Here is a 20,618-nt window from a genome sequence, read left to right as displayed (position 1 = left end):
GCAGCGCACGGGTCGCTCCCGGCCGCGGGAAACTGATTTGTACCGAGGAGGCGATGTCCGAACGAGCCATGAGCTGGACAGCGACGAATACGATACGCACAGCCGACACCAACCTCTACCGCGTGCCGAACGACCAGGCACTGGAGGACGCCACGCAGTCGTTCGACACGCTGGAGGTCATCGCAATCACCCTGGAATCGGAGGACGGCCACCGCGGCCTCGGATTCACCTACACCATCGGCCGCGGCGGTGCGGCGACGAAGCAGTTTCTCGACGACGAACTCGTCCCGCTACTGGAGGGACAGCCAGTCGCCCCGCGGACCGTGCGCTCGAATCTGCGCGGAGAGACGACGTTCATCGGACGGGAAGGAATCAGCGAGTTCGCCGTCGCGGCCGTCGATGTCGCCGTCTGGGACCTACTCGGGAAGGTCACGGGGCTCCCGCTATGTGAATTGCTCGGCGGGAGCCGGGAGGCGGTACGGATGTACGAGACGGACGGTGGCTGGCTCCAGTACGACGCCAATACCCTTGTCGAGAACGCGCGGAGGATTGCCGAGGATGGGTTCGCGGGGATGAAAATGAAGGTTGGATCGTCGGTCGACCGCGATGTCGAGCGCGTGCGGGCCGTCCGGGACGCGCTTCCGGCCGACCTGGACCTGATGCTCGACGCCAACTGCTCGTACACGGTGCCCGAGGCGCGGGACCTGACCGGGCGCTTGGACGACGTCGCGATAACCTGGCTGGAGGAACCGCTCCCCAAGGGCGACTACGCGTCGTATGCCGATCTCCGGGAACGAATCGATGTCCCGATTGCTACCGGCGAGAACTTCTACAACGAGACGCAGTTCCGGCAGGCGATCGCCCAGGACGCGGTGGATTACGTCCAGCCCGACGTCTGCCGCGTGGGTGGGATCACGCCGTGGATGAACGTCGCCGAACAGGCGGCCGCGATCGGCCTCGCCGTGTCGCCCCACTACATCGAACCGCTCCACGCCCATCTCGTACGTGCCGTCGACAATGTCCCCTACATTGAACACCATTCAACCGTGTTGGACGAGCTGCTCGCCGACCCTGTTCCGGTCGAGGACGGCGAGATCCGGCCGCCGGACCGGCCGGGTCACGGGATGACCTTCGAGGATGCGGACGAGTACAGGGTGGACTGATCCACGACGGCAATTGGTCAAATTCAGTGGTAGAGAACACTAAAGGATACGAAAGCATTCCTCATATCTTTATTTAACAATATTGGACAAGGTGTGGGGCGAGTCAACACGGATTGGCCCTCGGAAATTACAGCCATATGTTCGTAATCCTGCGGCCGCGTTCAGAGATAGACATAACGGAACATCTCGCGTTCCGCGATCAACGGTGTTGGACGCCGTTCGGGCGTGTTTCGTTGTTTCCAACTTTGTTGGACACTGTCGAACCGCGTCCCAGAGTGGGGGCGTAACAGTCAGCTGAACGAGAACACCAGCTTGCAGGTCCCGACGTTCACGAACGCCTTGAGCGACGCCGTCGGGTCGTCGATGTCGAACGAGGCGTCGAGCATCGCCGACGGCTCTATCATCCGTTGCAACCGGCGAGCGATGCGGTCATCAGAACGCTTTTGACGGTTGGTACTGACTCACACCGTATGCGACGAGTTCGATTCAGCGACCCAGCGGGGAGCGTACGGACCGGCTTCTGGACGGACGACGGAATCGAGTTCGGTGGACGGACGTACGACCCCACCGAGGTCGACGTACTACCCCCGGTCAAGCCGAGCAAGATCGTCTGCGTCGGCCTCAACTACGCCGACCACGCCGAGGAAGAGGGGATGGAACTGCCCGACCGGCCGATGCTGTTCCTGAAGCCGCCGAACACCGTGTCTGGCCACGGCGACACAATCTCGCTCCCGCAGGGCAAGGAGACGGTTGAGTGGGAGGCCGAACTGGGCGTCGTAATCGGCGAGCAGTGCCGCAACGTCCCCGAGAGCGAAGCGATGGACGCCGTCGAGGGGTTTACCTGCCTCAACGACGTGTCGAATCGCGACGACCAGCGCGTCGAGCAGAACTGGGTCCGCGGGAAGGCGTTCGACAACGCCGCGCCGATCGGCCCGGTCGTGGCGCCGCCAGAGGCGGTGCCCGACGACGCGGGCATCGAACTGCGTGTGAACGGCGAGGTCCGCCAGGACTCCGGCCGCGACCAGTTCATCTTCTCCGTCGAGGAACTGATCGCCGAGATCACGGCGTACATGACGCTGGAGCCGGGCGATGTGATTTCAACCGGGACGCCCGCGGGCGTCGGCCCACTCTCGGACGGAGACATCGTCGAGGTCGAAATCGAGGGCGTCGGCGTGCTGGAAAACGAGTTCACCCGACAATGACGTACCGAGCCGGGATCATCGGCACCGGCGGGATCGCTGGGATGGGTATCCTCGGGATGCACAACGAGGAGGCCATCGGACAGGAGAAGATCCGCGCCAGTCACGCCGGTGGCTACGACGAGACGCCGGGCGTCGAACTCGTCGCAGTCGCCGACATCGACGAGGAGAGCCTCCACAAATTCGGCGAGGCGTGGGATATCCCGCCGGATCGCCGCTACGAGGGCCACGATACGATGCTGGCCGCCGAGGACCTAGACGTGGTGTCGGTATGCACGCCGTCGTTCCTGCACCGCGACCACGTCGTCGACGCCGTCAAATCCGAGACGGACCCGGATGTGATCTGGTGCGAGAAGCCGATTGCCTCTGCCGTCTCCGACGCCGAGGAGATGATTGAGGCCTGTGATGACGCCGATGCGGAGCTCCTCGTGAACCACTCGTTCCGGTTCACCGACAAGCTTCAGCGGCTCCACGAACTGGTCCAGGAAACGGGCCTGCTGGGCGACGTTCACTCGGTGTCGAGCCAGTTCCGGATGGAACTGCTCCGGAACTCGACGCACTTGCTCGACACGCTGGTCTACCTGCTGGACGCCCGCGCCGACCGGGTGTCCGGCTACATCTCCGGGGAGAACGAGGCGGTCAACTCGCTCGATGCCGGCAGGGCCGTCGATGACGCTGCGGGCGGTGGCTATGCCCTCATGGACGACGGCACGTTCACCACGATAGACTGCACCATTCCCCGGAACGACTCCTCGATGACCCTCTCGTTCGTCGGGACCGAGGGCAAGCTGTACATGAACAACGACGACGGAGAGTGGCGCTACTGGTCGCTGGAGGACGGCGAGCACGTCGAGGAACCGCTGCCCGGCATCGAGGGCGCGTGGACGTGGGAAGACGACTACGAGTCGGCGTTTAGCAACGCGGCGAGCCATGTCGTCGAACTTCTCGACGGCGAGGCGACGAACCGGTCGCCGGGCCGGGAGGCCACCCGGTCGCTGGAGATCATCGTCGGATTCTACATCTCCCACTACACCGGCGGGGACGTGTCGATCCCGCTTGACCGGCCACTCCGCGACGTGACGATCACCTCCTGGTGATGGTCGAATCGCCCAGTTCGGCCCGGGACCCGACGCACGAAATCGTGCCGAATCGTAGCCGCTAAACACATCAAATTTCACTCTTAAATGGTGCCGCGGTCGCCCGTTTGTGTAGGCCGATCGGGCCCCTGGTACGATCGGCCGCTTGAACTCCTTGCCTGTGAACCCAAGCGGGAAACATGTAGGGAAATCGACTGCTCAGTGAAGCCTGGTTGATCTCCTCAAATGCGGACCAGTCGTTTCTGGCACCGATTTGTCTCCTATAGAACTACCGACTCGGCCAGATCATGGCTTACCGCTTTCGTTACTCTTCAAAATGCAACGTTCTACCCTTGATATCCATAACTTACCTAAACCTGTGAAATATATCGAGTAATAGTGAATAAGTCCATAGCTACTTCGTCACATATTCGAAGTAACTAATTTTCGTTCACTATCATCTTCTGTTTAGTGATATTAAACTCGTGTCTCGAAAAACACATTATATATCTGTCTGGAAATAGACAGAATATATTCATTTAGTGGGTATTTTACAACTGTACTCCCGTAACAGATCGCGATACACGTCGAAATTTGATACTTGTGTCGAACGAATCTCAGCTCATCATTACAACTATACACTGTATTTGAGGTGCTGGCGTCTGCAGCCGTAGTGCAACGAACGGTTCTGTTTAGCACTGTAAAACGCTATCTCGGTCGAACGAGGACACCCGGTGGCCGACGGTCGAGTTCCTCGAGCGATATCGAATCACAGGAGCGGACCGAAATCTGATAGACCCGTCAGAGCGAGACTGGTTCGCCGGTTTCGATCGCCTCGTTCGCGGCCAAGGTCAACTCGAGAGTTCGTGCGGCGTCGGCGTAGTCGGTCCGGATAGATGACTCGTCTCGCTCGGTGACGGCGTCGACGAACGCATCCACTTCGCGGCGTAGCGACGACGCGGCGTCGTCAGGTTCGTACTGGATCGACTCGTTGTCGACCGTTCCGGTGAGCGTCTGGTGAGTGAAATCGATTTCGAGGGCGAATTCCTCGCCGGCCAACTCGAGTTTGCGGCCGACCGATGTCACGCAGTTCGTCGAGACGTAGCTGACGATCCCGTTCTCGTGTTTCATCGTGGTCGAGTTGACGTCCTCGAAGTCGATCGACTCGAGATTCACTCGCGAGCCGCCGACAGCGGCGAGGTGATCGACCTCGCCCCCGAAGTAGCGAACGAGGTCAAAGATATGCGTCGACAGTTGGACCGTGCTCCCGCCGGACTTGGCCTTCTCCCGCCCCCACTCGCGCCCGGGGACTCCGCCCCAGTAACGACCCTCGATGAGGCTGACCGTCCGATCGCTGATCACCTCCTCGGCGCGATCGACCAACGGCGAGTACCGTGAGAGGTAGCCCGACTGGGAGATAACACCGTGCTTCTCGATCGCGGTGCGAATTTCTGCAGCCTTCTCGGTCGTCCGCGCGACCGGTTTTTCGACAAACAAGTCGAGGCCGCGCTTGGCGGCACCGATCGCCTGGTCGGTGTGTGCGAACGAGGGGATCGCCAGAACGACGGCGTCGAGCGATTCGTTCCGGTAGAGCCGATTATGATCCGTGTATACCGTCGCGCCACGCGTTTCCGCTGCTTCGCGAGCGGTTTCCTCGTCGAGATCGCAGATCGCCACGATACGGACATCGTCGTGATGGTCGAACTGTTCGAGCAGGCGCTGGCCCATGATGCCGGCGCCGACGCAGGCGAGATCCATACCAGCAGTAACCAATTCGAATACTAATAAGCGTGCCGCCCGACGGGATTTGCCGATCAGCGGGCTCGAAAACGGATTGCGGATCGAAACGACAGATGGCGTAACCGTTCGAGTGCCGGGGCTTGCTAGTCCGACGGAGAAACGTGGCCGCGCTTCAGGCCACGGTACGCACCGCGGTACGCCTCCCAGTCATTGGTCTCAGTGTTGAACTCGTAGTCTTGGGTGTTGCCGAAGGTTCCGGTCTGCACCTCGACGAGGTTGACTCCGGGCAGATGGAAGTTCCAGTACCACGAGAACGTCTCGGCGATCTCCTGGTTGCGCTGTTCGTCATTGACGCTTCGCCATTCCTGGCCGAGTTCGAAAAGATTGACCTCCTCGGTCGACCCGGAGAGATCCTCCTGGCCGACCTCCGTCGGCACCTCGACGACGATCTCGCGGCCGTTATACGGCGATCGCGTCTCGCCGGCGTCGAGCGCCTGCTCGATGTCGACAGTTTCGCCGAGCTCGTTGCCCGCCGTGTGGTTGTGCCGGAAGTAGTAGAACGGGTGTGCGATCTGTCCGCCGTGATTCTCGATCGTCAGGTCGAAGTCGACATTGTTCGATTTCCGATCGTTGTACGTCGCCGACTCAAGGACGTTGAGATCGATCTCGAAGCCGAAGTTGATGAGTTGATCGGAGATTGTTCGGGCGAGGTTCGTCCGGAAGTCCGGGAGGACCAGCTGCAATGAGACGAGATCGCCGTCCTCGTCGACCCATTCGTCGTCCCTGAGTTCGTATCCGGCTTGTTCCATCAGTTCCGTCGCGCGCTCCTCGTCATCCTGAACCGGATAATCGATATAGGACTCGACGTAGCTATCGTCGAGCCAGTTCTCGGTTACCGCCGATGGGAGTCCGGTCTGTGCCTCCCGTGGGACGCTCTCGGTATTGTAGTTCGTCGAGATGTGTTCGAGGTTCAGGACGTGCGCGATCGCTCGTCGAACCTCGCGTCGGCGGAGGTGTTCAGCTCCTGGCCCCTGCCCAAAGAACTCGAGTTTTCGCATGAACGTATCGTTGTAGACGGTGATGTTGTCCATGGAGTTGGGCGCCGTTCCTTCGCCGACCCACTGCTGGAGCAATCCGAAACCGAAGTCGACGACGCCGCCCTGAATCCGCTGCGCGAGGGCATCGTCCTGTGCGAGTACGAACTCGAACTCGTCGATTTCGATCTCGTCCGCGTAGGGGTGGTCCTCAAACAGTTCGCAGTAGATCCCCTCCGTGTCGTAGTCGACGATCTGGAACGGCCCGTTCCCGAGTCCTTCGTCCATGACCGTCGAGATATGCAGCGGCATCTCCTCAGCCATCTCCTCTTGAATCTCCAGTCGTTCGTCGTGGTCCGCCGCATCCTGGAGTTCTTCCGCCCACGGCTTGAACTTGTCCCGATGAACGCGTTGCATCTCGCCGAGGTAGCCACCCAGCTGGTACTGGACCAACTCGGGGTTCTGGGGTTCCTTGTACACCCGGGTGAGTGTCATCTCGTCCTCGAGGATTAGTTCCTCGATGTCGCTGCCGTCTCCCTGGAAGAGGCGAGCGCACTCCTCGTACCAGTACTTGTCCTCGGCGGTGATCTGGTCGCCGTTCCACCAGTACCAGCCCTCCTCGAACTCTACGGTTACCGCCTGTTCGTCCGGATCGTACTCCCAATCGCTGATCTGCTCGAGCGTCATCGAGCCGTCAGCATAAAATCGCTGAACCGGCTCGAGGAGCATCCACGACTGCGACCACGGGTATCCCGTCGCCCATGAATTGAAATTGATCTCGTCCGGGATCGTCGGCTGCCACGAGGAGATCCCACCTTCTCCTCTGCCTTCTTTTTCACCACCCATGCAGCCAGCGACCCCCGCCGCGACCATCGCCGAACTCGCGGCGAGCATCTGTCGCCGCGTCAGGAACTCTTCGGCAGAGTCCACGGTTCCGTGTCTGTCACTACTTGGCATACAAAACTATCATTACAAGTCATGGGTTAAATATTTTTCTCGGGTTCGCACGTTCGGACCGACGGTACATTCACTTCGGAGAGACGTGACCCCGTTTCACGTGATTCTCCCGGGTCGCTCGCTAGTGACGGAATTACGGGTTTCTCGCCGATTCCCAACGCTAGACCGGATAGACGCCGGATCAGTTCCGTCGAAACCACGTCAACAGCACGTAAAACGATCCCGCAGAGACGATCGCCGTGATCCCAAACACGCCGAGTATCCCAGCGATGACACCGTCCTGACTAGTGAACTGGAAGGGGAGCTCGAAAACGACGCCGATGACCAGCAGGAGGACGCCGATTGCCACGGCCGACAGCAGGAGCGATCCCCGAAGTATCTTGAGAATCCTGTACAGTGGTTCGTCCGTCTGACTCGGGTCGCTCTCCGAAGCGGTTGCCATTGTGTCTGCTCTACGTTCTGTAAGATTCGATATAAAACTTTGTACGCCGTTATCGGGTTCGGTCGGCAAGACGAGACCGATCGGCGCAAAGATTAATATGTGTGTTGTGATAAACCATCCCACAGAGAAATACTGATGTATCATTCCGCCGAAGAATCGAGAGATGAGAAGCGACCGATAGCTGATAGCTGAACCATGACGCGAACCGAAACAGAACTCGAGATTACGCACGACGACCGTAGCTCGCACGACGTCATCCTTGAGGTACGCGACGTGGACGTGACCTTCGACATGGAACGGGGCACCTCTCGTGTCCTCGATGGCGTGAGATTCGATGTCCACCGGGATGAGATGCTCGGCATCGTCGGCGAGAGCGGGAGCGGCAAGTCGATGTTCGCGTCGGCTCTGCTCAACGCTGTCGTTGACCCCGGCCAGACATTTGGCGAGATCATCTACCACCCGCCCGACGGCGAACCCGTCGACGTACTTTCGCTGAGCGAATCCCAACTCGAACGGTTCCGCTGGGAGGAAATCTCGATGGTGTTCCAGGGAGCGATGAGTTCGTTCAACCCGACGATGAAGATCCGGGAACACTTCGAGGAGACGATCAGAGCCCATGGGGAGGACATCGAAGAGCGGATGGAGCACGGGTGGCAGTTGCTCGCGGATCTCTATCTCGATCCAGAGCGGATCTTCGACTCGTACCCGCACGAACTGTCCGGTGGGATGAAACAGCGGACGCTCATCGCACTGAGCCTGATACTCGAGCCGAAGGTCCTCGTGATGGACGAGCCGACCGCGGCCCTGGACCTACTCATGCAGCGATCAATCATGAGTCTCCTGGGGAACCTTCAGGAGGAATACGATCTGACAATCGTCTTTATTACCCATGATCTGCCGCTCGTCGCCGGACTGGCTGATCGGCTCGCCGTCATGTACGCCTTCGAGTTCGTCGAGTACGGTCCGAGCGAGCAAGTCATTCGCGACGCCGCTCATCCCTACACGCGGGCACTGTTAAAGTCGGTGCCGAGCGTGGACGCGTCGCTGGAGGATATGCACCCGATCGAGGGCGAGAGTCCGGACCCGGTCGACGCACCGAGCGGGTGTTCGTATCATCCGCGCTGTCCGCTCGCGACCGTGGAGTGCGTGCAGGCGGATCCCGACTATCACGAGTTCTCCGAGGAACGAGGGGCAGCCTGCTTTCACTGGGAACAGTCGGGCGACGAGATCGAGTACGCACTCGGCGTCGATCCGGATGAATTTCCGGAGTCCACCGCGGCGTTCGAGTCCGAGGAGGAGACCGTTGTCTCGCTGGACGACGTCGACGTCCACTTCGAACAGACGGGACTCATCGACGAACTGTTCGGCAAGGAGAGCGTGGTCCGGGCGGTCAACGACGTGTCGATCGAGCTGCGGGAAAACGAGGTCGTCGCCCTCATCGGCGAATCCGGGTGCGGGAAGACGACCCTCGGAAAGACCGTGATCGGACTCCAGGAGCCGACGGCTGGCTCGGTTAGCTACCGCGACCAGGACATCTGGGAGGCGAAAGCCGGGGGCGGCGACTACGAGTTCGACGACATCCGGCGCGCCCTCCAGATCGTCCACCAGGATCCGGGGAGTTCGCTGAACTCTTCCCGGACGGTCCGTGCGAGCCTGTCGGCGCCGCTGAAGCGGTGGCGGCCGGACCTCGGCCCGAGCGACCGGGAGACGGTGATCTATAACCTGCTTAAGCGCGTCGGCATGAAGCCGCCTGAGGACTACGCGGCGCGATTCCCCCACCAGCTCAGTGGCGGCGAGAAACAGCGCGTCGTCCTCGTCCGCGCGCTCCTGATGAGTCCTGATCTCATTCTCGCCGACGAGGCAGTAAGCGCGCTCGATGTCTCCTTGCGGGTCGAGATGATGGATCTGATGCTCGACCTCCAGGAGATGTTCGACACGTCGTACCTATTCATCTCTCACGACTTCTCGAACGCACGCTATCTCACCGAGAAGTCCGACGGACGGATCGGCATCATGTACCTTGGCAACCTCGTCGAGATCGGGCCGGCACAGGAGATCATCTCTGACCCGAAACACCCCTACACCAAGGTGCTCCGGTGGGCGACGCCACCGCTCGATCCGGACGAGGCCAAGGAAGCGAACGCCACTGATCCGCCGATCCGAGAGATCGACATTCCGGACCCGACCGACCCGCCGAGCGGCTGTCCGTTCCAGACGCGGTGTCCTGATGCCCGCGAGGTCTGTACCCGAGAGGTTCCCGAACTGCAAGACACCGAAGGGGCCGCTCGCGTCGCCTGCTTCCGCGAGGACGACGATCACGAGTATTGGGCGAGCGACCCGATCGAAAGCGACACCGTCTCGCTCACGACGGAGAGCGAAGCCGACTGAACCGACCGAAGGTTTTTGCTACCGTGACGATATCGCAGAGGTAGATGAGCAGAAAATACGACAAGACGTACCTCGATCACCTCTGTGATTACGAGAGCGCGTGGCGGATGCTGTTTACGTTCTCGTCCGGTCTGCTCGGGCTCATGGTCATCTGGCTCGTCGTCGCCGACTCGGGCAGTGAGACGTTCGTCGTCGCACTCATGAACGTCGCAGGACTCTCCGCACTCACGGCACTGAGCGGCGGGCTCCTGTGGCGGTGTCAGTAGTGTCCTGCGGACGCGAAAATTCATAGAAGGACAAAATATATCACTACTGGGACGAGATACCATACCATAGTAGATGAGATACTTTGTCAAGCGGGTCGTTCACGCAGCTGTGACGCTCGTCTCCGTGACGACGATCACGTTTGCGCTCTTTCGGCTCATGCCGGGCAATCCCTCCCAGGCGATGCGCGCCCAGTTCGAGGCAGATATGGAAGCGGGTGGCGGGACGGCTGATCCCGAAGTGCTCGACGCGATGGTCGAACAGCACATCGGATTCAATCCGGACCAGCCGTGGTACGTCCAGTACGCCGAGTACCTGCAGGATATCATTCTCTACCAGGACTTCGGCCAGTCGTACTTCTACAACGAAGCCGTGTTTGACATCCTGTTCACGGCGATGCCATGGTCGATCTTCATCAGCGTCTACGGCCTGGCGCTCGGCTACACGACGAACATCCTCCTTGGAGCGGCAATGGCCTACAAGGAAGGCTCGCGTTTCGACAACTACGCAACCGTGCTCGCGACGTTCCTGAACTCGGTGCCGTACTACGTCGGCGCGATCCTCTTCCTGGCGTTCTTCGGCTACGAACTCGGGCTCTTCCCGACCGGCGGCCGGTATAACACGGATCTACAGACGGGTCTAAACGTCCGGTTTATGGCGAGTATTTCCTACCACGCTGTCTTGCCGGTGATGTCTAGTTTCATCGTCGGGTTCGGCGGCGGCGCTCTCTCGATGCGAGGAAACTCCATTCGAATCCTGGGAGAGGATTACCTCCGGGTCGCGCGACTTCGTGGGATCAGTTCGCCGCGTATCGCGACCCGCTACGTTGCGCGCAACGCGATCCTGCCGCTGTACACCCAGATGATGATCGGTATTGCCACGGTGTTCTCGAGCAGCGTCTTACTCGAGTTCATCTTCACGTATCCCGGTGTCGGCTGGTACACCTACGACGCGGTCATGCGTCGGGACTATCCACTGTTGATGGGGTCGTTCCTCTTCTTCACGATCGTCACGCTCATCGGCATCCTCATCGCCGAGTTCACGTACGGACTCGTCGACCCGCGGATCGGTTCAGGTGATCACAGTGAGTCATACTAACGAATCAGGTTTCGAGACGGACGAACAGCTCACCGATGAACAACTGTTCGGCCACCTCGCCGAGGACGACACCGTTTCCCTCTCGAGACGGGAGCGATTCGAGCGGATCCTGGATGCGTACTTCCTCGCGCCGGGACGGGTCGCCTGGAACGACTGGCGAACGCGAATCGGAATCCTGGTCGTCATCCTGTTCGTCTTCTTCGGGACGATCGGGCCGCGACTGGTCACGCCGCCGGCGACAAACCAGGCACCGAACAACCTCCAGCCGTTCGACGGTGGCGTCGCCGCCTTCTGGGAGGAGGGTGGCTGGATCGATATTGGCGTCGACCATCAGCTGTCCATGGGGCCGATCTCCGTCCCGGGGGTCGACATCCGGTATCCGCTCGGCGCCGACAACTACGGGACGCCGATCGGACGCAACCTCATCCACGCGACGCCGGACATGCTAGAGATGGTGGTCGCCGGCGCGATCGTCTCTGTCGGTCTCGCCGCGATCTTCGGGATCACGGCCGGCTACAAGGGCGGAAAGACGGACGAGTTCCTCATGTACATCACGGACATCGTCATGACGATGCCCGGCCTGCCGCTGCTCATCGTGATCGTGGCGATTTGGTCTCCTCGCCAGGCGTGGCTCATCGGGGTCGTGCTGGCGATCGACGCCTGGCCGGGGCTCGCGCGGGCACTTCGCTCCCAGGTTCTGACCCTCCGTGAGGAGTCGTACGTCGAGGCCTCCCGGACGATGGGTCTGCCCTCGCGGACGATCCTTGCCAGGGACATCTCGCCACAGTTGATGCCGTACATCCTCATCAACTTCGCCAACGCGGGCCGCCAGGTCGTGTTCGGCTCCGTCGCGTTGTACTTCCTCGGCGTCCTCCCGCTTACGACCGCGAACTGGGGAATCATGATGGACACCGCGTACTCCGAGGCCCACGCGCTGGTCAACCTGAGTAACTTCTACCAGATCTTCTGGCCGATGGCCGCGGTCGTTGTTCTCTCGTTTGGGTTGATCCTCTTTGCACAGGGTATGGACCGCGTGTTCAACCCGCGTATCAGGGCCCGACACGCGAAGAAGGTCGGCAGCGACGAAGAGCAGATCAACTGATCAGTCCTGTTCCCCGTTCATCGTAGAATTCCGAGCCGTTTAGACGAGTTCGCTTCGCCTACGAGAGCGTCGCCCGAATGCGATCGACCACGTAGTCGGCCTCCTCGTCGGTGAGACACATCGGGTTGACCGTGAACTCCTCGGCGTCCAATCGATCGGCCCCGACGAACACGCGCGGGGTCTCTCGCCGGAGTGATTCGACGAGTCTCGTCGCGTCGGTCGCCGCGCGGTCCGAGTCGACGGTCGCAACCACCTGGGCGACGGCGTCGGTCTTGTCCCCGCCCTCGAGTTGCGTCTCGAGTCCCGTGATATCGGCCAGTCCCGCTGCGAGATGTTCCGCCCGCTCGTTCCATTCTCGGAGGCAGTCCCCGTGGTCCTCCTCGAGGAACAACTCGAGCGCGCGGATCAGGCCGACGATTTCCTCCTTGCCGACTTTCATCGAACGACCGATTCCCTGGCGTGGCACGCCCGGTAGCTCGTCAGTGGCGAGAAGATCGGCTGGCGGATCGTACACCGCGTCGGCCGCGTGCATGTCGAGGTGCTGGCAGGCGACCGATCGGATCAACGCTTCGTCGCCGGCGAGGATGCCCGTCGACTGGGGGCCACGAATCGCCTTCCCGCCGCTGAACGCGACGAGATCAGCGCCCTGCTCGACGAATCGAGAGAGGTTCTCGGCCGGCGGGAGCTCCGCCGCCGCGTCGACGATGACCGGCACGTCGTGGTCGTGGGCAATCTCGCAGACCGTCTCGAGCGGTGGCTGCGTGTAGGGTTTCTCCATGTAGGCGACGGCGGCGGTGTCGTTCGTGATGGCTGCCTCGATCTCCCAGGGCTCGACGTTTTCCGAGCCGGTGCCGAGGTGGTGGTCGTTCGTCCCGATGTCGACAATCGTCGCTCCGGGCAGGCGAAGGGCGTGATCGTAGCCGTTCCGGTGGGTCCGCGGCATGACGATCTCGTCCGCCACACCCTCGGTATCGGGGAGTCGAGCCATCACCTCGAGATCGTCTCCGGAAAGACACGCCGCGGCGGCCATCGACAGCGCGGCGCTCGCACCGCTAGTGACGTAGCCGGCGTCGGCGCTGGTCGCCTCGGCGACGAGTTCCGAGGCGCGCTGTTGCAGGTCCGAGATGCGGACGAACGAACGGGAGGCGTCGCGCATCGCGTCCGCCGCTTCCTCGCGCATCAGCGACCCGCTGATGCGGGTCTTCGTCCCGGTCGCGTTGATGACGGTCGGGACCTCGAGATCGTCGTAGATCGTCGCCTTGTCAGGCACTCCGAATCACCGACTGCGATCGAACTGACATACTTACTCGGTTCGAAAACGGACCGGAAAAACCTTCCGCCGTCGGGTGAGGGTTCAATTCCCAATGGAGATCGGTTCGCGAAGCGACCCAGTGGTCGGTAAATTTCACTCAGGACTTATGTAACCGAAGCTTATTTTATTGGTTACGGTGATGTGCTCATTGATGACACGAGACATACGTGACCAGGTCGATAGCCCCTGGTCTCGAGAGCGATTGTGTTCGGTAGCCAATAGCGGGGATGCGTTTGATCTGTCGCGACGATCGATACTTGCGACAACGGGTGCCGGAGCGTTCGGCGGACTCGTCTCGATCGGCGACACCGCCGCAGCGGCCGAGAACGACGAGCGGTATCACCTGAAGACTCGGCCAACGATGTGGACCGAGAAGATGCGGACGAACGCGCAGACGAATATCGATCGGTACAACTGGGCCGAGAGCCAGCGCGACAGCGCGGTTAGCGAGGCCGACACGCGTCTCGAACAATATGGGCCGGACCTCGAGAGCCTCTGGAAGCTGGTCACGTCCCAGAAGATCCCTCGCGGCGGCGGCGAGACGTTCGAGCGCCGCATCCTTGGCGGACACAGCCAGCCCGGAACGGACCGTCTCTGGAAGATCGAAACGACGGTTGAGAACCCCCACGGAGAGGGGAACCTGATCGTGCCGACGAACGACTTCGGGGCCTACCGGAACAGCGGGCTGGACGACCGCGGCATGTTCGATCCTGAGCTGGCCGACGATTCCTTGCTGGTCAACGAGGAACACCCCGAGATGGGCGAGGGCTGGGGCGTCGACGACGGCTGGGGCTGGCACGACCAGGACGACGACCTCGGCGGTGGCGAGGGGAACCGCTGGAACTTCGTCGCGTACTACAACCACTGGTTCACGTGGCGACCCGGCGGGATCAGACGACTCGTCAACGCCCTCGTCGACGCGTACCTGCTCACCGAGGAGTCGGAATACGCGATCGCCGGCCTGGTCGTCCTCGACCGGATCGCCGATGTCTACCCCGAGATGACGATCTGGGACTACCAGCGCGGAGAACACGGCTTCTGGAACAATTCCGGCGGCCGCCAGACCGGTCGTATCATCGGCTCCCACTGGGAAGGCAATCTCGCACGCAATCTGCTGGTCGCCTACGACGCGTTCTTCCCCGCACTTGATGATGCCGAGGCCGCGGACGCAGTGGTTGACTTCCTCGAGACCAAAACCGACGAGTATCCCGACCTGCCGGAGAAGGACTCGGTCGCGAAGATTCGCGAGAACATCGAGGAGAACTACCTCCAAGAGATGCTTCCGGCTGCGAAGGAATCGGACATGGCGCCGGGACGAGGACAGCTGTCGGCGGTTACGATCTCCGCGCGCGTCCAGGACGACACCCGCGAGAACGGCTACACGCGAGAGGCGCTCGAGTGGGTATTCCAGCCCGGCGACGAGTATTTCGACGGCGATCAGTGGAACGAAGAGCCCGAGAACTGGTACACGACCGGCGGGAACGTGCTCGCACCGATCGTCGACGAGTGCGATCGCGACGGCTACTGGCACGAGGGATCGCTGGGGTACAACCGGATCCGGATGTCGTCGATCCAGCAGGTGGCCGAGAACCTGGAGGGGTACGACGGGTTCGATGGTGCCGACCTCTACCAGCACCCGAAGTTCCAGAACGCACTCAAGATCAATGCCGACCTACTCCTGCTCGACGAGTTCTCGCCTGCACTCGGCGATACCCACCACCCCTCGAGAACCGAGTGGAGCCAGAGCGCGGTGTCCGAAGGGTACGAGGCGACGGAACGGCCGATCTTTGCCAAGCTCTGGCACTACTCGAACGGCTACTCGACGGCGGGCATCCGGGGATCGATCTACGAAGCCGAACCCGAGGGGCTTGCCGACGATATCCAAGCGGTCATCGACGCGGACGGACCGCTCGACCTGTCTAGTCAGAACCTCGCCGGGTTCGGCTTCGCCGCGCTTCGCGATGGCACAAATCACGAGATCGGGTCCATCGGCGAGACCCACGACACCTCTGCGCTGTTCGCTGAGGCCTCCGCACCCGTCGACGACAGCTTCGAGGAAGCCATCCAGTTCGAGGCGACCAAGGCCGGCGAGTGGTGGTCCTTCGAGTTCGACGTCGACGAGGCGGCGGAGTACGAACTCGAGATCGAGACGCTGTTCGCCGATACGTACGGGATCTACGAGTTGTACGTCAACGATGAGTACATCGCCACGGTCGACTTCATGGCCGACGGGACCGGGCAGGAGACGCTCGCGTACCCGCTCGACCTCCAGGCGGGCACCAACGAGATGCGCTGGGAGTGTATCGGCCGTAACGAGGACGCGAACGGGTACAGCATGGCGCTATACTACCTGACGGTGCTCGACGAGGGCGACCGGGAACAGCGGGACGCTGCTGACGAGATGGGGAACGCCAAGCGCGCCGTCTGGATGTACTACGGTCGTAACGGGAACGGGGCCGGCGGGACGACCCACGCCCACCGGGACGCGTTACAGATCGGCGTCGCGGCCAACGAGATGGAGCTCTCGCGCGACCTCGGCTACCCAGAGGCGACCGGCGACCACCCGCCGCGGCTGTTCTTCACGGACAATACGATCAGCCACAACACGGTTGTGGTCGACGAGCGCGGACAGGACCACCACTGGGTCGGCGTCCCGCGCCACTTCGACGGGAACGACGAGCGGGTGAGCCTGGTCGACGTTGAAGCACCCCACGTCTACGAGGAAACCGACGAATACCGGCGGACGATTGCCACGATCACGGTTGACGAGGAGCACTCCTACGCGATCGACTTCTTCCACGTCGACGGCGGCGACGATCACCGCTTCAGTTTCCACGCGACGGAGGCGGATGTCTCCACCGAGGGACTCGAGCTCGACGCCCAGAACGGCGGAACGCTGGCTGGCCCGGATGTCCTGTACGCCGACGACGACTATAACCAGGCTCGCTCGCCGAACTCGGCGGGCTCTGGCTTCAACTACTTCGATACCGTCGAGCGCGACGCTGATCCCGACCGGCAGGTTGTCGTCGACTGGGACGTCGCAGACCACTTTAACCGCCGCGACGACGACGCCGAGGACGTCCACCTGCGTCTGACATCGTTCGGCGAGTTCGACGAAGTTGCCCTCGCTGACGGCTACCCGCCGCACAGTCCGGAAAGCACCGCCCCGGAAGACAGTCTGCGCTACGCGTTCCTCAGCCGGCACGGTACGGACCTCGAGACGACGTTCACATCCGTACTCGAGCACTACGAAGGCGACCGCGTCGTCGAATCGATCGAGGACGTTCCGGTCACCGGCGAGAAGAGTCGTGCCCTCAAACTCGAACTCGCGACCGGACGCACCGACTACGTCGTCTGTACGGACGGGCAACCGAACCCGGTCACCGTCGACGACACGTTCAGGTTCCAGGGCTTTTTCGGCGTCTACTCGCTCGAGGACGGCCAACCCGAGTACGCGTACGTCCACGACGGGACGCTGCTTGCCCCCGTCGGCGGCGAGCCACTCGTGCAGGAATCGACCGGACAGGTGCGAGGATTCATCGAGGACTTCACGCGCGGCATGAGCCTCGAAAACGAACTCGACCTCCGAATTGCCAACGACCGAGACGAACTCGATCGGCACGCGGGGTTCGTCTACGTCGACAACGACGATTCGAACCAGTGGCGTGGACCGCCAACCTCGGAGATTCCCATCCTCGAGGGACCGCGCGCTCCCGACAACGGCGCGTACCCGATCGAGGACCTGGAGACCGGTAACGGGAACACGGTGACCGTCGATGTCGGCGAGCGGACACTCGTCCGGCAGTTCGAGGATCCGGACCAGCTCGAGGACGGCGGTTACGAGCACATCATCACGGAGAACGACGACATCAGAATCCCGCTGACGTCGACCTGGTCGCGGGAGTAACCCTCATCTCTCCTCCCTGGCCGTTCCGAGACGCACTTTTTCGACCCGCGGACGGCTTCCTACGACGACATCCGACGGAGGTACTCGAGGTCGGTCTCGATCGCCCGGCGGTAGGGGCGATCGTCGGCGACGAACTCGACGTTTACGAAGCCGGAGAAGCTGGCGTCCTCGAAGATCCCGAGCAGTTCCTCGAGGTCGAAGAAAGCGTCTTCGAGCGGGCAACGGTCGCGAGAGCCCCGTTTCGGAACCGCCTGGACGTGTGCGTTATTCGAGAGCGGCGCGAGGTTGCGGGCCGTCTCGACCAGCGCGTCGGGCTCCATCGAGAACGTGGGCTGCCAATTGAGCCAGCAGTTCTCGCGGTCGACCGCCTCGAGAAGCCGTCGCGCGCCTTCGCCGTCGTTCGTGAGCGTGTTCGCGTGCTTCTCGACTGTGACGCCGATCCCCCGATCGGCCGCGAGGCGGCTCGTCCGCTCAAGATCCGCAACCGCCTGCTCCCAGTGTGCCTCGTCGTGGTTACCGTACTCCTGGCTGCCGGCCCAGACGCGGACCAGATCCGCGTCCAGTCGACGCGCGATCTCGAGTTCACGCTCGACCGTCTCGCCGAAGTCGGGTGAGCCGACGCGCAGGTACGAACTGTAGACAGGGATCTCGACGTCCGCTTCGCGGGCGGTCTCGCGGATCGACCGACACGTCTCCGGATCGCCATTGCCGACATGGTCTTTGCCCCACACTTCGACGCCGTCGTAGCCCGTCTCGCCGGCCTGGCGAATTACGGCATCGACGCTCGCGTCCTGGTTCGAGATCGTACAGAGTCCGATCTGCATGAGAAACGCGTGAGTGCGAGCGGGCTAAACTGTTTCGTCGGCCGACGGGTGGCGGTACCGCGAGAGGTCGCCGTCCCAGTCGATGTCGCGGTCCTCGAGCGCCGGCAGCAGTTGCGGAATATCGAACTCGCCGACGATCCCGTGGACGTTCAGCCGGTGATCGACCGGGATCTCCGCGGTTGTAGCCTGCTCGTGGAACGAGGGGAACGGTTCGACGGCCGATACCGTCCGGATCGACGGTTCGACGACCGCCGTGAGCAATGCCTGGACCCCCCACGGACCGCGACTCTCGATCGCGAGTTCCGTGTTACCCTCGTCGAGTCGAGAGCGGAGGTACTCGGTCGCACGGAGGATGTCGAACGTCTGCAGCGCGAGCAGTGACGTGCCGAGCATCAGCGCGTCGGAGGCGAGCTTGTACACGGTGCCATGATAGTCGTAGTAGTCGCCACCGTTCTGCAGCCGCGTGTTGACGTCGCGTGCGCAAACGCCCCCGACGCCGCGAGGGTCGGTGACGACGACGGTGCCGTGTTTGCGCGCGAGCGCCGCGACCTCCTCGCGGCGTTCCTCAATCTCGTCGGTCCCCTCCTCGAGCAGCAGGACGAGCGGCTCCTCGGTCCCGCCGTCGTCGACGGTCGCGATGATCGCCGTAACGATGACCTCCCGCTCGCTCGGGAAAAACACCTTCTCCCACGTTACGTCGCCGTTGCGCTCGGTCTCGATCGTCCGCGGGTACAGATCGGGTCGGTCGCGCTCAAGGTCGAACCGGTCGACGAGGCGTTCGCGGAGCTGGCAGGTGTAGTCGTCCGTGTCATCGACCGCCGGAGCCGTCGCGGCCTCTGGCGCGGTCTCTGCGAGGTACTCCCGGTTGAGATCAACGACAGTTCGGCCGTCGGGGTATGCATCCCTGACCTCGCCGGCCTCGGTGCACCGAAGTCGCTCCCGATCCTCGGTCGAGGGATCGTCTGTCTCGAACGTCGGCGGCTCCCCGGCCAAGTGCCGTCGGAACCAGTTGACCGTCGCCTCGCGTAACTCCGGGCCGAACCCGTGGGTCGAGTCGGCGACCGTCAACTCGAGCGCGTCGCCCGCCTCGTAGAGGTTGTACACACTCGAGGCGCGCTCGTAGGACTGGTGGGTGCCCTCAATGCAGAGGAAATCGGACTGGGAGGCCCCGATCAGCGCGGGCTTCGGTGCGAACGCCAGCAGGAAGTCGTCGTAGCGGGGGCCGCGATCGATCGCGCGGTGGATGATCTGCTCGCCGTCCTGGCCTTGCCCGGTCCGCATGTAGGCCTCCTTCGAGGTGATAAAACAGCACGGCGCGGCGGCGGCGATCCGGTCGTCGGCCAGCATGAGGTAGCTGGTCTGCATCCCGCCGCCGGAGTTGCCGGTCACGCCGAGGCGGTCGGCGTCGACCTCAGGGCGGGACTCGAGGTAGTCAAGCGCGCGGATTCCGTCCCAGACGAAGTAGCGCGCGACGTTCGCGCCGGCGAACATACACTGACGGGCGAGGTAGGTGTGCTCGAGCGTGTTCACCCGCGGGTAGTCCCGCGAGTCATCGGAGATTGGAATCGACTCCGCCTCGGAGTCGTAGAACTGGTGGCGCTCGCCTTGGCCGATCGGATCCATCGCGAGGACGACGAAGCCGTTGCGCGCGAGGTCGATACACCCCTGCTGGTAGCCGTCGGCGGTCTTCGCAGTGGCGGCGTGGCCGCAGACGAACAGGACCGCAGGACGAGGATCGTCGGCAGAAGCACCCTCGGGGACGTAGACGTTCGTCGTCACGTGAAAGCCGGGGAGACTCTCGAAGATCACCGTCTCAACCGCGTACCCGTCGTACTCGAGTCGACCGGTCCGCGTCGCGTTCAGGTCCGTCCGCTCCTCGGGCAGGCCTCCGATCGCCTCGAGGAAGTCCTTGCGGACACGCTCGCGGTGTTCCTCGGCCGCCGCGACCGAGTCGATTGCCTCCCGACGCTCGTCGCCGCGCTCGAATTGCGGTTCGGCCAGCCGCCGGAGGTACCGCGGCAGCTGGTTCTCTACGTCGTAGTAGCCGTCGACGTTCTCGTCGAACTGTCTCATTGAACGGTCCGATACTAGCAGTAGGACGGATTATAAGTT

General features: G+C 62.2%; 14 protein-coding genes. 8 read left to right on the top strand and 6 right to left on the bottom strand.

All coding sequences use genetic code 11. The features are described 5' to 3' along the window. The first annotated feature begins 68 nt into the window (after positions 1-68). The 3 genes from SM755_RS15345 (at position 69) to SM755_RS15335 (ending at position 3,459) form a co-directional block, all read left to right on the top strand. A complete protein-coding gene (locus SM755_RS15345) occupies positions 69-1,163 on the top strand; it encodes a mandelate racemase/muconate lactonizing enzyme family protein (protein WP_323173439.1) in 1,095 nt (364 codons plus the stop codon). Positions 1,164-1,633: 470 nt separating this feature from the next. Then, complete coding sequence (locus tag SM755_RS15340; RefSeq protein WP_323173438.1) at positions 1,634-2,365, top strand: fumarylacetoacetate hydrolase family protein; 732 nt, start codon at positions 1,634-1,636, stop codon at positions 2,363-2,365. After that, complete coding sequence (locus SM755_RS15335; RefSeq protein ID WP_323173437.1) at positions 2,362-3,459, top strand: Gfo/Idh/MocA family oxidoreductase; 1,098 nt, start codon at positions 2,362-2,364, stop codon at positions 3,457-3,459. The genes SM755_RS15340 and SM755_RS15335 overlap by 4 nt, the downstream gene beginning before the upstream one ends. A gap of 780 nt (positions 3,460-4,239) precedes the next feature. Here SM755_RS15335 and SM755_RS15330 read toward each other — a convergent pair. The 3 genes from SM755_RS15330 to SM755_RS15320 all read right to left on the bottom strand — a co-directional run bounded on the left by SM755_RS15330 (position 4,240) and on the right by SM755_RS15320 (position 7,611). Further along, the gene (locus tag SM755_RS15330) at positions 4,240-5,196 is read right to left on the bottom strand and encodes a Gfo/Idh/MocA family oxidoreductase (protein ID WP_323173436.1); all 957 of its coding nucleotides are present in this window, start codon (positions 5,194-5,196) and stop codon (positions 4,240-4,242) included. A 125-nt stretch (positions 5,197-5,321) separates the two neighbouring features. Beyond that, a complete protein-coding gene (locus tag SM755_RS15325) occupies positions 5,322-7,169 on the bottom strand; it encodes an ABC transporter substrate-binding protein (protein ID WP_323173435.1) in 1,848 nt (615 codons plus the stop codon). Positions 7,170-7,350: 181 nt separating this feature from the next. After that, positions 7,351-7,611 carry a hypothetical protein gene (locus SM755_RS15320; RefSeq protein WP_323173434.1) on the bottom strand — a complete coding sequence of 87 codons (261 nt, stop codon included), beginning with the start codon at positions 7,609-7,611 and terminating at the stop codon, positions 7,351-7,353. 195 nt (positions 7,612-7,806) lie between these two features. Here SM755_RS15320 and SM755_RS15315 point away from each other — a divergent pair, with 195 nt between their 5' ends. The 4 genes from SM755_RS15315 (at position 7,807) to SM755_RS15300 (ending at position 12,463) form a co-directional block, all read left to right on the top strand. Further along, positions 7,807-9,999 carry an ABC transporter ATP-binding protein gene (locus SM755_RS15315; protein ID WP_323173433.1) on the top strand — a complete coding sequence of 731 codons (2,193 nt, stop codon included), beginning with the start codon at positions 7,807-7,809 and terminating at the stop codon, positions 9,997-9,999. A gap of 44 nt (positions 10,000-10,043) precedes the next feature. Continuing rightward, positions 10,044-10,265, top strand: coding sequence for a hypothetical protein (locus tag SM755_RS15310; RefSeq protein WP_323173432.1), 222 nt, complete (start codon positions 10,044-10,046; stop codon positions 10,263-10,265). 73 nt (positions 10,266-10,338) lie between these two features. After that, a complete protein-coding gene (locus tag SM755_RS15305; protein ID WP_323173431.1) occupies positions 10,339-11,361 on the top strand; it encodes an ABC transporter permease in 1,023 nt (340 codons plus the stop codon). Further along, on the top strand, positions 11,348-12,463 hold the full coding sequence (locus tag SM755_RS15300; RefSeq protein ID WP_323173430.1) for an ABC transporter permease: 1,116 nt from the start codon (positions 11,348-11,350) through the stop codon (positions 12,461-12,463). Before SM755_RS15305 ends, SM755_RS15300 begins: the two co-directional genes overlap by 14 nt. 58 nt (positions 12,464-12,521) lie before the next feature. Here the strand turns inward: SM755_RS15300 and SM755_RS15295 are convergent, their stop codons facing one another. Beyond that, positions 12,522-13,733: an aminotransferase class V-fold PLP-dependent enzyme gene (locus SM755_RS15295; protein ID WP_323173429.1), complete on the bottom strand. Its 1,212-nt coding sequence runs from the start codon at positions 13,731-13,733 to the stop codon at positions 12,522-12,524. A 193-nt stretch (positions 13,734-13,926) separates the two neighbouring features. On the opposite strand from SM755_RS15295, the gene SM755_RS15290 reads away from it, so the two are divergent. Further along, a complete protein-coding gene (locus SM755_RS15290; RefSeq protein WP_323173428.1) occupies positions 13,927-17,682 on the top strand; it encodes a hypothetical protein in 3,756 nt (1,251 codons plus the stop codon). A gap of 59 nt (positions 17,683-17,741) precedes the next feature. On the opposite strand, the gene SM755_RS15285 is transcribed toward SM755_RS15290, so the two are convergent. Both SM755_RS15285 and SM755_RS15280 read right to left on the bottom strand, forming a co-directional pair. Beyond that, positions 17,742-18,506: a sugar phosphate isomerase/epimerase family protein gene (locus tag SM755_RS15285; protein WP_323173427.1), complete on the bottom strand. Its 765-nt coding sequence runs from the start codon at positions 18,504-18,506 to the stop codon at positions 17,742-17,744. A gap of 24 nt (positions 18,507-18,530) precedes the next feature. After that, complete coding sequence (locus SM755_RS15280; RefSeq protein ID WP_323173426.1) at positions 18,531-20,579, bottom strand: acetylxylan esterase; 2,049 nt, start codon at positions 20,577-20,579, stop codon at positions 18,531-18,533. Positions 20,580-20,618: the final 39 nt, after the last annotated feature.

The organism is Natrialba sp. PRR66 (assembly GCF_034808065.1).
GTDB classification, from domain to species: Archaea; Halobacteriota; Halobacteria; order Halobacteriales; family Natrialbaceae; genus Natrialba; species Natrialba aegyptia.
The sequence above is the reverse complement of the archived record's forward strand: the minus strand, read 5'-3'. Positions and strand labels throughout refer to the sequence as shown.